The sequence below is a fragment of the Rahnella rivi genome (assembly GCF_019049655.1).
Classification (GTDB): Bacteria; Pseudomonadota; Gammaproteobacteria; order Enterobacterales; family Enterobacteriaceae; genus Rahnella; species Rahnella rivi.
Genome location: NZ_JAFMOX010000062.1, coordinates 22,237 through 35,043, shown reverse-complemented (window position 1 = coordinate 35,043; position 12,807 = coordinate 22,237). Strand labels below are relative to the sequence as shown.

Genomic DNA, 12,807 nt, shown 5'->3' with positions numbered 1-12,807 from the left:
CCGCAATGACATATTGGCGATGAATCAGTCTTCGGAGGTGATCTGATGATAAGCCTGCATGCGTTTTTCCAGCTCGGTGAGCGAGCGCAGACCATCCGCCAGAGGCAGGATTTTATCGTTGAAGATTTCCAGTGACCACGGCCCGCTGAAGCCTTTTTGATTCAGCGTACTGACAAAATCCACCAGCGGTAAATCGCCTTGTCCGGGATAGCAGCGGTAACTGCGGCTCCATTGCTGTACGTTCATGTCTTTGAAGGGCGCGTCGGCCAGTTGCAGGAAGCTGATTTTATCCAGCGGAACCTCGTCCAGACGGTCGAGATTATCGCCGACGGCCAGCACGTGAAAGCTGTCCAGGACAATGCCCAGCGCCGGGTGATTCACCTCACGCACGCGATCCCAGGCCTGCAGATAGCGGTTAACGTGTTTCCCCCACGCCAGCGCTTCGTAGCCGATGCGGATAGCGTACGGCTGCGCCATGTCGGCCAGGACAGCAAGATCGGCAATCTGTACCTCGCGTTCGGCAGAGCTGTCGGCGTCGGTGTTGCTGCACACCAGCAGATGATCGCAGCCCAGTTCGCTCATGAGATCAAACTGACGCCGGGCGCTGGCGAGTTTTTCAGGCCGTTTTTCCGGCGCGACGCCTTCAAAATCGCGAAAAGGTTGCAGCAGGAAGATACGCAAACCCAGAGAATCCGCCAGATTGCGGATAGCGACCGGCTTAACCGGGTTTTTCAGTAAATCATCTTCAAAAATTTCCACACCATCAAACCCGGCAGCGGCAATCGCCTTCAGTTTTTCAGGCAGAGTTCCGGGCACAGAAACCGTCGCAATGGAACGTAATCGGGAAGTTGCAGGCAAAATAGCGTCCTTTTTATCAGGTTTCGGTTCTTACAGTAGTGGACCCTGAACCCTCGTTCGTCAAGTGTTGCGGGCAGGTACGCACGGATTGTCGCCAGGCTGATTGTAACCGGGCGAATCAATGGTTAATCTCTGGAGCGTAAATGTGGTTAACGATGAGGGTAAGACGCTGAGCAGCCAAAGTTCCCCGGCGCCGGGACGTAAAAATGATCCAATAGGCCTGAAGCAGCGCATTTTCGACAGCGCACTGGCTGAGTTCGCCGAATCGGGCCTGATGGGCGCGCGCATGGAAAATATTGCCGCCAACGCCAACACCACAAAACGCATGGTGGTCTATCACTATAAGACCAAAGAAGCGCTGTATTTGCTGGTGCTGGAGCACGTGTACCGTGAGATCCGCCAGCATGAGCTGGCGCTGGATTTATCGGCGTTTCCGCCGGCGGAAGCCATCGTGAAGCTGGTGGAAGCCAGTTTTGATTTCCACGTCTCGCATCCGGAATTTATCCGTATTGTCTCCACCGAGAACATGCTGCGCGGGCGTTTTATCCGTCAGTCCACCAGCATTCGGGAGATCAATAAATCCGCGTTAACCTTGCTGGAAGATATTCTGGAACGGGGAAAGCAGAGCCATCTGTTTAAAGATGATGCGCAGGCGCGCGATGTCCACAGGCTGATCAGCAGTTTGTGTGTTCACCAGGTGGCTAATCAGTACACCTTCGGCGCGTTATTTGAAAATCCTGATGAAGTGGATTTACAGGTCGCGCATTATCGCCAGCTGGCGGTCATGGTGGCACTGCGATACGTCATGAAATAACCCGCTGATCGGACAGCAAAAAGGCCTCAACGGAGGCCTTTTTCATTGGGACTGTGTCACTGACCGGTTACTCTTTTTTCTCTTTGCTGTCGGTCAGTAATTTATCCAGGGCATCACCGCCGACGTGACGGAAATCCTGACCTTTCACGAAGTAGAAGATGAACTCACAAATGTTCTGACAACGGTCGCCGATACGCTCTATAGAGCGGGCGCAGAACAGCGCAGTCAGCACACTCGGAATCGTGCGTGGATCTTCCATCATGTAGGTCATCAGCTGACGCACGATGCCTTCATATTCCTGATCCACTTTTTTGTCTTCGCGGTAAATACGCACGGCTTCATCGAGATCCATGCGCGCAAACGCATCGAGCACGTCATGCAACATCTGCACGGTGTGGCGGCCCAGCGACTCCAGGCTGACCAGCAATGGCTGATGCAGATGCGAGAATTTTTCCAGCGCGGTACGGCAGATTTTATCCGCCACGTCACCGATGCGTTCCAGCTCGGAAATGGTTTTGATGATCGCCATCACTAAGCGCAGATCGCTGGCGGTCGGCTGGCGCTTGGCAATAATGCGCACGCAGGCTTCGTCGATCGCCACTTCCATCATGTTCACTTTGTCATCACCTTTGATGACCTGCTGCGCCAGCTCCGCGTCCTGATTGTGCATCGCGGTGATAGCGTCCGTCAGTTGTTGCTCAACCAGCCCGCCCATTGCCAGCACCTGAGTGCGGATGTGTTCAAGCTCTGCATTGAACTGGCCGGAAATATGTTTATTTAAGTTCAGGTTATCCATTTTTCTTACCTCAACCGTAACGGCCAGTAATGTAATCTTCGGTCTGTTTACGCGCTGGCGAAGTGAACAGCGAGTCAGTGTCGCTGTATTCGATCAGTTCGCCCAGATACATAAACGCAGTGCGGTCTGAACAACGCGCAGCCTGCTGCATGTTGTGCGTCACAATCACTACCGTGTAATCGGATTTTAATTCGGTAATGAGCTCTTCGATACGGCCCGTGGAAATCGGATCCAGCGCCGAACAAGGTTCATCAAGCAGCAACACATCAGGGCGGATCGCGATACCGCGCGCGATACACAAACGCTGTTGCTGGCCGCCGGACAGGCTGTAACCGCTCTGGTGCAGCTTGTCTTTGGATTCATTCCACAATGCCGCTTTGGTCAGCGCCCACTGCACGCGCTCGTCCATATCGGTACGGGAAAGTTTCTCAAACAGACGCACACCAAAGGCGATGTTGTCATAAATCGACATCGGGAACGGCGTCGGTTTCTGGAATACCATGCCGACTTTGGCGCGCAGCAGGGCGATATCTTGCTTATCGACCAGAATGTTTTCGCCGTCGAGCAGGATTTCGCCTTCCGCGTGTTGCTCAGGATACAGCTGATACATTTTATTGAACGTGCGCAGCAGCGTGGATTTCCCACAGCCTGACGGGCCGATGAAGGCGGTGACTTCGTTCTTGGCAATATCCAGGGAAATATTTTTCAACGCGTGGAATTTGCCGTAATAAAAGTTCAGATCGCGAACCTGAATCTTGCTGTTGGATGCGTCAGTCATTCTCAGACATCTCTCTTATTCGTGCGCCGCATCGCGACGCAGGGAAAACAGTGAGGCCAGCCGACATCGCCTGCCCTCAATAATGAATTATTGTTTCTTCTGCGCGAAAATCACACGCGCCAGAATATTCAGCAACAGTACGCACAGCGTAATCAGCAGCACGCCCGCCCACGCAAGTTGTTGCCATTCACCGAACGGGCTCATCGCGAACTTGAAGATGGTCACCGGCAGGTTGGCAATCGGCTGCATCATGTCGGTGCTCCAGAACTGGTTGGAGAGCGACGTGAACAGCAGCGGCGCGGTTTCCCCGGCGATACGGGCAATCGCCAGCAAGATACCGGTGATAATGCCGGAAACCGACGCTTTCAGCGTGATGGCCGAAATCATCTTCCACTTTGGCGTACCCAGCGCGTAAGCCGCTTCGCGCAGGCTGTCCGGCACCAGTTTGAGCATGTTTTCGGTGGTACGGATCACAATCGGGATTTGCAGCAGCGCCAGCGCCAGAACGCCCGCCCAGCCGGAGAAGTGCCCCATTTTCGCCACCATGATGGTGTACACAAACAGGCCGACGACGATAGATGGCGCAGAAAGCAGAATGTCGTTGATGAAACGAATAAACTCCGCCAGCCAGGATTTACGGCCATATTCGGCCAGATAAATTCCCGCCATCACGCCCAGCGGCGTACCGATCACGGTCGCCCACAGAATAAGTAATCCGCTGCCTGCGATGGCGTTCGCCAGACCGCCGCCCGCGGTATTCGGAGGCGGGGTGTTTTCGGTAAAGAGCGCCAGCGACATGCCGTCTACGCCTTTCACTACGGTCGTAAACAGGATCCACACCAGCCAGAACAGACCGAATGCCATGGTCAACATCGACACCATCAGCGCCAGACGGTTCTTCTGGCGACGCCATGCCTGGCGTTTACGGCGCGATTCCAGCAGTTCAGGTGTGCTTTGCATTTCGAGTGTCGTCATCTTAACGGCCCTCTTTCTTAGCCAGGCGCAGAATCATCACTTTCGACAGCGCCAGAACAATAAAGGTGATAACAAACAGGATGAGGCCGAGTTCCATCAGCGCGGCAGTATGCAGACCGGCTTCCGCTTCAGCGAATTCGTTGGCCAGCGCCGAGGTAATACTGTTGCCCGGCATATACAACGAGACGCTGTCGAGCTGGTAGGTGTTACCGATGATAAAGGTCACCGCCATGGTTTCACCCAACGCGCGGCCAAGGCCTAACATCACACCGCCAATCACGCCGTTTTTGGTGAACGGCAGCACGATGCGCCAGATCACTTCCCACGTCGTACAGCCAATGCCGTATGCAGACTCTTTCATCATCACCGGCGTTTGTTCAAACACGTCACGCATCACAGACGCGATGTAAGGGATGATCATGATGGCAAGGATCACACCGGCGGCCAAAATACCGATACCGAAGCCGGGGCCGGCGAACAAGGCGCCGACGATCGGAATGCCGGAGAGCACGTCACCGACAGGCGTCTGGAAATACTGCGCAAACAGCGGTGCAAAGACGAACAGCCCCCACATGCCGTAAACAATACTGGGGATCGCCGCCAGCAGTTCGATAGCAATACCCAGCGGGCGCTTCATCCAGTTAGGGGCAAGTTCGGTGAGGAATAATGCGATACCAAAGCTGACCGGTACGGCAATCAGCAAGGCGATAATCGAGGTCACCACGGTGCCGTAAATCGGTACCAGTGCGCCGAATTGTTCGTTCGGGGCATCCCAGGTTTTAGTCCACAGGAAGGATAAACCAAACTTTTCGATGCTTGGAAGGGAAGCAATAAACAGCGAGACGATAATACCGCCCAGCATTAATAACACGATCAGCGCAGCCAGTTTGACCAGCGCGCCGAAGATGATGTCACCGTTTTTGCTTGGTGCCTTAATAGCCGGCTTGTATTCAGCCATACCACTCTCTTTTAATTCAGATTTAATTCCCTCCCCGGCCGGAGAGGGAATGAAGCAGAAGACTTGTACTCTATATCAGACGTAAGGTCAGATCCTAGTACAGTGCTTTACCGCTGGAATCTTTAATGTTGGTTTTCCAGGCTGCGCGGATCTGTTCAACAACAGAGTCAGGCAGTGCGGCGTAATCCAGATCGGTCGTCAGTTTGTTGCCGTTTTTGTAAGCCCAGTCGAAGAACTTCAGCACTTCAGTGCCTTTCGCTGCATCGGCCTGGTCTTTGTAAATCAGGATGAAGGTGGTGGAGCTGATTGGCCAGGCGTTATCACCTTTCTGATTCGTCAGATCCTGAGCGAAGGTTTTCTTCCAGTCAGCGCCTTTGGCTGCTGCGCTGAAGGATTCTTCCGTCGGGGAAATCGCTTTACCGTCAGCATCAACCAGTTTGGTGTATGCCAGGTTGTTCTGTTTAGCGTAAGCGTATTCTACGTAGCCGATGGAGCCTGGCAGACGCTGTACGAAGGCCGCGACGCCGTCGTTACCTTTACCGCCCAGACCGGTAGGCCAGTTAACGGTAGAACCTGAACCGATTTTCTCTTTCCACTCGTTGTTCACTTTCGCCAGATAGCTGGTGAACACGAAAGAGGTGCCTGAGCCATCAGCACGGCGAACGACCGCGATGTTAGTGTCTGGCAGTTTCACGCCCGGGTTCAGCTTAGTGATCGCCGCGTCGTTCCACTTTTTGATTTTGCCGAGGTAGATATCACCCAGCGTTGCGCCGTCCAGCGTCAGCTGACCAGATGTGATCCCAGGAATGTTTACCGCCAGTACCACACCACCGATTACGGTTGGGAACTGGAACAGGCCGTTTTTGTTCAGATCTTCTTCTTTCATCGGCGCATCAGAGGCACCGAAATCGACAGTCTTGGCGATAATTTGTTTCACGCCGCCGGAAGAACCGATGCCCTGATAGTTCACCTGGTTGCCGGTTTCTTTCTGGTAAGCATCCGCCCACTTGGCGTAAACAGGGGCAGGGAAGGTACCGCCAGCACCAGTCAGATTACTGGCAGCGAAAGCAGACATTGCTGTGAGGGAAAAAGTCGCTGCTACAAAACCGGCGACGGTGTTACGCATCAATTTCATGTTCCACTCCTGGTGGTTTTAAACTTCCCGACTTAATGTCGACGTTAATTAAAGTGTTTGGCACAGGAGGAAAATAGGACAATTAGGTGACAGTAAAATGTACGTTATATGACAGTTTTATGACAGTGGTCACAATTGGACCGAAGTGGGCAATCCAGAGGAAACAGGGGATGCTTTTGGGGGTAAAACTGGCTTTCAGGGCGATTATTGATCGGAAACCGAATGTTCGATACGCCTGAACAACTCACTCCGCTCCTCGCCGGTTAACTCGCGCGATTCCCCCGGCGGCAGCGCGGCAAGATGGATATTCATGATCCGCACGCGCTCAAGCCGTGTGACTTCATAGCCAAAATATTTCGCCATGCGGCGGATCTGACGGTTAAGCCCCTGCACCAGGGTAATACGAAAGACGTCATCGGATTCTTTGATCACTTTGCAGGCTTTCGTTACGGTTCCCAAAATCGGGACGCCGGCGCTCAGACCGAGAATCAATGCGTCGGTCACCGGTTTGTTAACGGTCACCACGTACTCTTTTTCGTGGTCATTACCGGCGCGCAGGATCTTATTCACGACATCGCCGTTATTGGTCAGCAGAATCAGCCCGTGCGAATCTTTATCCAGACGCCCGACGGGAAAAATGCGCTGGCTGTGACGGATGAGCAAACCGATGTTATCCGCCAGACCGCCATCCATTGTGGTGATGATCCCCACCGGTTTGTTCAGGGCGATCAGCACCAGGTCATCCTCGTCGCGCAGCCCGATCTGTTGACCATTCACATTCACCACATCACCCGGAAATACTGGCGCGCCAAATCCCGCCTGCTTATCGTTGATAAAGACCAGCCCCTGCCCGACGTAACGATCGGCGTCACGGCGCGAACACATGCCGCTATCGCTTATGTATTTGTTAATTCGAACGGAAGGAGTGGTCAGCATTCAGCAGTGCCTTTCAGTTAAAGGCGGACTATACCCTGTTGCTGCTCAGAAATAAAAAAAGCGCCCGCAAGGGGCGCTCAGCAACTGATGGGACAGATTGTTATTCTACCGTGACGGACTTCGCCAGGTTACGTGGCTGGTCTACGTCAGTCCCTTTAATCAGCGCGACATAATAGGACAGCAGCTGTAACGGAACGGTGTAGAAAATCGGTGCAACAATCTCTTCAACGTGAGGCAACTGGATGATTTTCATGCCTTCGCTGTCGGTGAAACCGGCATTCTGATCTGCGAAAACATACAGCAGGCCACCACGGGCGCGCACTTCCTCGATATTCGACTTCAGTTTTTCCAGCAGTTCATTATTTGGCGCAATCACGATCACCGGCATATCGGCGTCAATCAGCGCCAGCGGGCCATGTTTCAGCTCGCCAGCAGCATAGGCTTCTGCATGAATGTAAGAGATCTCTTTGAGCTTCAGCGCACCTTCCATCGCGATCGGGTATTGATCGCCACGACCGAGGAACAGGGCGTGATGCTTGTCAGAGAAACCTTCTGCCAGAGATTCGATGGTTTTATCCAGCGATAACATCTGTTCGATACGCGCAGGCAATGCCTGAAGTGCGTGAACAATATCGTGCTCGACCTGAGGCGCCATGCCTTTCAGACGGCCCATACGCGCTACCAACATCAGCAGAACGGTAAGCTGAGTGGTGAACGCTTTGGTGGAAGCCACGCCGATCTCAGTGCCCGCTTTGGTCATCAGCGCCAGATCGGATTCACGCACCAGCGAGGAACCGGCAACGTTACAGACAGCCAGAGAACCAAGATAACCCAGTTCCTTAGACAGGCGCAGTGCAGCCAGCGTATCAGCCGTTTCCCCGGACTGAGACAGCGTGATGATAAGGCTCCCCGGACGCACGGCGGATTTGCGATAGCGGAATTCAGAGGCGATTTCCACATCACACGGCATGCCGGCCAGCGCTTCGAACCAGTAACGCGCGACCATGCCTGAGTTATACGACGTCCCGCAGGCGATAATCTGAATGTGCTGAACGCGTGACAGAATATCATCAGCTTTTTCACCCAGTTCGCTCAGGTTCACTTCACCGTGGCTGAAACGTCCTTCCAGGGTGTTTTTAATTGCCAGCGGCTGTTCGTAAATCTCTTTTTGCATGTAGTGACGGTAAACACCTTTATCACCGGCGTCATACTGCACTTTAGATTCAATTTCTTCGCGCTCAACGGCATGACCGTTTTTGTCATACACGCTGACAGAGCGACGTTTAACTTCTGCCACATCACCCTCTTCCAGGAACAGGAAGCGACGGGTAACAGGCAACAGCGCCAGCTGGTCTGAAGCGATGAAGTTTTCACCCACGCCACGGCCAATCACCAGCGGGCTGCCGGAGCGCGCAGCGACCAGAACGGACGGATCGCGTCTGTCCATCACGACGGTGCCGTATGCGCCACGCAGTTGTGGGATAACACGCTGAACCACTTCCAGCAGCGTGCCGCCCTGAAGTTGTTCCCAATGCACCAGATGCGCGATCACTTCGGTATCCGTTTCAGAATCAAAACGGTAACCGCGCTCGATCAGCAATTCACGCAAAGGCTCGTGGTTTTCGATGATGCCGTTATGCACAACCGCAATATAATCAGATACATGAGGATGGGCATTCGCTTCTGAAGGTTCGCCGTGCGTTGCCCAGCGGGTGTGAGCAATACCGGTGCCGCCGTGCAAAGGATGTTGATCCAGTGCATCAGCCAGCATCTGTACTTTGCCGACACGACGTAAACGCCCCATCTTCCCTTCCGCATCAATCACAGCCAGACCGGCTGAGTCATAACCGCGGTATTCGAGACGGCGTAAACCTTCTAACAGAATTTCAGCAATATCGCGTTGCGCTACTGCGCCTACAATTCCACACATCAGTTTTATTCCTATTGAAGGTCTTTCGGACCTTTTTTGATGCCTGACCTGATTTATCCGCGAGCCCCGTTTTCCGGTGTACCTGCGGTTCCCCGAGCCTTGTAGAAGTTGGGGATTATTATGTAATGCTTATTATTTCTTCACCGGTTTTTGCCAGTCAGGTTTATGCACCTGAGGCACCCGGCTTAACAGTAAACCGTTGTCGGGAACATCGCGCGTGACTGTAGTGCCCGCCGCGATGGTCACGTTGTTACCGATACTCACCGGCGCCACCAGTTGGGTGTCAGAACCGACGAAAACATCGTTACCAATAATCGTTTTGCTCTTGTTCACGCCATCGTAGTTACACGTGATGGTGCCCGCGCCGATATTCACGTTATCGCCGATATCAGCATCGCCGAGATAGGAAAGATGGCCAGCTTTAGAACCTTTGCCTAAACGTGATTTTTTGATTTCAACGAAATTGCCGACGTGGGCATTTTCAGCCAGCTCAGCGCCGGGACGCAGACGGGCAAATGGCCCGACCGTGCAGCCGCTTTCCAGCACGGCGTCTTCGAATACGCTGTAAGGGCTGATTTCGCAGTCATCGCCGATCACGCAATTTTTCAGCACGCAGCCAGTACCGATTTTGACGCGGTCGCCCAGTTTTACGTGGCCTTCGATAATCACGTTTGTGTCGATCAGCACGTCGATGCCGTGAGACAGCTCGCCACGCAGATCAAAACGCGCCGGATCCATCAGCATGACGCCTTCCAGCAGCAGACGCTCGGCCTGTTCGCTCTGATATACGCGCTCAAGACGCGAAAGTTGCAAACGGTTATTTACGCCATCCACTTCGCTGTTGCGCGCAGGATGTACGGTAGCGATCTGGTGACCTTCAGCATGCGCCATCGCAATAATATCGGTGATGTAGTATTCACCCTGCGCATTGTTGTTGTTCAGTTTGCTCAGCCAGCGTTTCAAAGAGGCACCGTTAGCCACCAGGATGCCGGTATTGATTTCCTGAATTTTAAGCTGTTCTTCGCTGGCATCTTTCTGTTCGATAATCCCGGTCACCGTGGCGTTTTCACGCACAATCCGGCCATAACCGGTGGGGTCTTCGAGCACAACGGTCAGTAAGCCAATGCCACCTTCCGGTTTCGCTTTGAGCAATTTTTCCAGCGTATCGACCGAAATTAACGGAACATCGCCGTACAGCATCAGCACATCTTCATCATCGGCAAAGAAAGGCGCTGCCTGTTGCATCGCGTGGCCGGTGCCCAACTGCTCCGCCTGCAATACCCAGTTCAGATCACTGCCTGCCAGATTTTTCTTCAGCAAGTCGCCACCATGGCCATAAACCAGGTGCACGTTTTTCGCCCCTACCTGAGTGGCCGCGTCAATAACGTGTTGCACCATTGGCTTGCCCGCCAATGAATGAAGAACTTTAGGAAGGTTGGAGTACATGCGTGTCCCCTTGCCTGCGGCAAGGATCACGACACTCAGTGCGCTGTTCGACATAGGTAACCTGACAAATCCAATTTGAGTGACAAAAGTAACCCGTTCAATGGTCGGATTACTACATATTTCGCTTCAAAAACCACCCGCAGGCCGCAGCCTGTAAGGGTTGTACACGCTATAGACTACAGCAAAAAATCTGAGGGTAAAACGCCCACTTATCCGGCAAGTATTCCATTAAAAGCCCTGTTTCGCTTTCGGACAAATGCTAGAAAGTGGCTTATTTAAAGGCAAAAAAAAAGCGACCCAAAGGTCGCCTTTTAAACTGATGTCTTTACATCGCTTTCCTGGTCAGTTCGATAACGCGAAGTTTCGCGATCGCCTTGGCCAGTTCTGCTGACGCCTGAGCGTAGTCAACGTCGCCGTGAGAACTATTGATATGTTCTTCCGCTTTGCGCTTAGCTTCAAGCGCGCGCGCTTCGTCGAGGTCTTGCCCACGGATTGCAGTATCAGCCAACACGGTTGTTGCATTCGGCTGCACCTCAAGGATGCCGCCGGAAAGATAGATATACTCTTCTTCCCCGTGTTCTTTAACAATGCGCACCATGCCAGGCTTGATGGCGGTGAGCAGCGGAGCATGCCCCGGGAAAATACCCAGTTCGCCTTCGCTACCCGTCACCTGGATCTTTTGTACCATGCCGGCAAACATACGTTTTTCCGCACTGACAACATCCAGATGGTAAGCTTTTTCAGCCATGTCATCCTCTCTCAATACCACAACAAACTAGCGTTACAGTTTCTTGGCTTTTTCCACTGCTTCTTCAATGGTGCCAACCATGTAGAACGCTTGTTCCGGCAGGTGATCGTAGTCGCCGTCCATAATGCCTTTGAAACCACGAATGGTATCTTTCAGCGATACGAACTTGCCCGGAGAACCGGTAAAGACTTCGGCCACGAAGAATGGCTGGGACAGGAAACGCTGAATCTTACGCGCACGGGATACAACCAGTTTGTCATCTTCTGACAACTCGTCCATACCCAGGATCGCGATGATGTCTTTCAGTTCCTGGTAACGTTGCAGAATGGACTGCACGCCACGAGCCACATCATAGTGTTCCTGACCAACAACCAGTGGATCCAGCTGACGGCTGGTGGAATCCAGTGGGTCAACCGCCGGGTAAATACCCAGAGACGCGATCTGACGGCTCAGTACCACGGTCGCATCTAAGTGAGCGAAGGTGGTGGCTGGAGATGGGTCAGTCAAGTCATCCGCAGGGACGTAAACGGCCTGTACGGAGGTGATAGAACCACTTTTAGTTGAGGTGATACGTTCTTGCAGAACGCCCATCTCTTCCGCCAGCGTTGGCTGATAACCTACCGCAGAAGGCATACGGCCCAGAAGTGCGGACACTTCAGTACCGGCCAGGGTGTAACGGTAGATGTTATCGATGAACAGCAGGACGTCACGACCTTCATCACGGAATTTCTCCGCCATGGTCAGGCCGGTCAGTGCCACACGCAGACGGTTGCCTGGTGGCTCATTCATCTGGCCATAGACCAGGGAAACTTTGTCGATAACGTTGGAGTCGGTCATTTCGTGGTAGAAGTCGTTACCCTCACGAGTACGTTCACCCACGCCAGCAAACACTGAATAACCGGAGTGCTCGATCGCGATGTTACGGATCAGCTCCATCATGTTTACCGTTTTACCTACACCCGCACCACCGAACAGACCGACTTTACCGCCCTTAGCGAACGGGCACATCAGGTCCATAACTTTGATACCGGTTTCGAGCAATTCCTGGGAGTTCGCCAGCTCTTCATAAGAAGGGGCCGGACGGTGAATTGAACGACGTTCTTCTTCGCCGATTTCACCTTTCATGTCGATTGGTTCACCCAATACGTTCATGATGCGACCCAGAGTCGCTACACCAACCGGAACTTCAATTGGGTGTTCCAGGTTGTTCACTTTCAGATTGCGACGCAGGCCATCTGATGTACCCATTGCGATACAACGAACAACGCCGCCACCCAACTGCTGCTGAACTTCCAGCACCAGTTTGGAGGTACCGTTTTCTACCTCAAGAGCATTGTACACATTCGGTACTGCATCCTGAGGGAACTCGACGTCCACCACGGCGCCGATTACCTGGATAATCTTTCCAGTAGCCATCTTGAATCCTCTACGTA

Annotated in this window: 11 protein-coding genes and 1 pseudogene; 1 reads left to right on the top strand and 11 read right to left on the bottom strand. The window is 53.1% G+C overall.

Annotated elements, in window-relative coordinates; genetic code table 11:
- Positions 1-24: 24 nt before the first annotated feature.
- Positions 25-858 (bottom strand): sugar phosphate isomerase/epimerase family protein, encoded by an 834-nt coding sequence (locus J1779_RS15480; RefSeq protein ID WP_217204188.1) that lies wholly within the window; start codon positions 856-858, stop codon positions 25-27.
- A 121-nt stretch (positions 859-979) separates the two neighbouring features.
- Here J1779_RS15480 and J1779_RS15475 point away from each other — a divergent pair, with 121 nt between their 5' ends.
- Entirely contained in the window at positions 980-1,672 is a 693-nt protein-coding gene (locus J1779_RS15475; RefSeq protein WP_122097128.1) for a TetR/AcrR family transcriptional regulator, read from the top strand.
- 67 nt (positions 1,673-1,739) lie between these two features.
- On the opposite strand, the gene phoU is transcribed toward J1779_RS15475, so the two are convergent.
- The 10 genes and pseudogenes from phoU to atpD all read right to left on the bottom strand — a co-directional run bounded on the left by phoU (position 1,740) and on the right by atpD (position 12,790).
- Positions 1,740-2,468, bottom strand: coding sequence for a phosphate signaling complex protein PhoU (phoU, locus tag J1779_RS15470; RefSeq protein WP_056775944.1), 729 nt, complete (start codon positions 2,466-2,468; stop codon positions 1,740-1,742).
- Between the two features lie 10 nt (positions 2,469-2,478).
- Positions 2,479-3,246, bottom strand: a complete 768-nt coding sequence (gene pstB, locus J1779_RS15465) for a phosphate ABC transporter ATP-binding protein PstB (protein ID WP_013577692.1) — start codon at positions 3,244-3,246, stop codon at positions 2,479-2,481.
- 87 nt (positions 3,247-3,333) lie between these two features.
- Complete coding sequence (gene pstA / locus J1779_RS15460) at positions 3,334-4,221, bottom strand: phosphate ABC transporter permease PstA (protein WP_056775945.1); 888 nt, start codon at positions 4,219-4,221, stop codon at positions 3,334-3,336.
- A gap of 1 nt (position 4,222) precedes the next feature.
- Entirely contained in the window at positions 4,223-5,179 is a 957-nt protein-coding gene (pstC, locus tag J1779_RS15455; RefSeq protein ID WP_056775946.1) for a phosphate ABC transporter permease PstC, read from the bottom strand.
- 94 nt (positions 5,180-5,273) lie between these two features.
- Complete coding sequence (pstS, locus tag J1779_RS15450; protein WP_122097126.1) at positions 5,274-6,314, bottom strand: phosphate ABC transporter substrate-binding protein PstS; 1,041 nt, start codon at positions 6,312-6,314, stop codon at positions 5,274-5,276.
- A gap of 210 nt (positions 6,315-6,524) precedes the next feature.
- A pseudogene (gene rluF / locus J1779_RS15445) lies at positions 6,525-7,250 on the bottom strand (23S rRNA pseudouridine(2604) synthase RluF); the annotation flags it as partial.
- 100 nt (positions 7,251-7,350) lie between these two features.
- A complete protein-coding gene (gene glmS, locus J1779_RS15440) occupies positions 7,351-9,180 on the bottom strand; it encodes a glutamine--fructose-6-phosphate transaminase (isomerizing) (protein ID WP_122097124.1) in 1,830 nt (609 codons plus the stop codon).
- A 132-nt stretch (positions 9,181-9,312) separates the two neighbouring features.
- The gene (gene glmU, locus J1779_RS15435; protein WP_217204186.1) at positions 9,313-10,680 is read right to left on the bottom strand and encodes a bifunctional UDP-N-acetylglucosamine diphosphorylase/glucosamine-1-phosphate N-acetyltransferase GlmU; all 1,368 of its coding nucleotides are present in this window, start codon (positions 10,678-10,680) and stop codon (positions 9,313-9,315) included.
- Positions 10,681-10,951: 271 nt separating this feature from the next.
- The gene (locus J1779_RS15430; RefSeq protein WP_056775953.1) at positions 10,952-11,374 is read right to left on the bottom strand and encodes a F0F1 ATP synthase subunit epsilon; all 423 of its coding nucleotides are present in this window, start codon (positions 11,372-11,374) and stop codon (positions 10,952-10,954) included.
- A gap of 33 nt (positions 11,375-11,407) precedes the next feature.
- Positions 11,408-12,790, bottom strand: a complete 1,383-nt coding sequence (gene atpD, locus J1779_RS15425; RefSeq protein ID WP_056775954.1) for a F0F1 ATP synthase subunit beta — start codon at positions 12,788-12,790, stop codon at positions 11,408-11,410.
- Positions 12,791-12,807 lie beyond the last annotated feature (17 nt).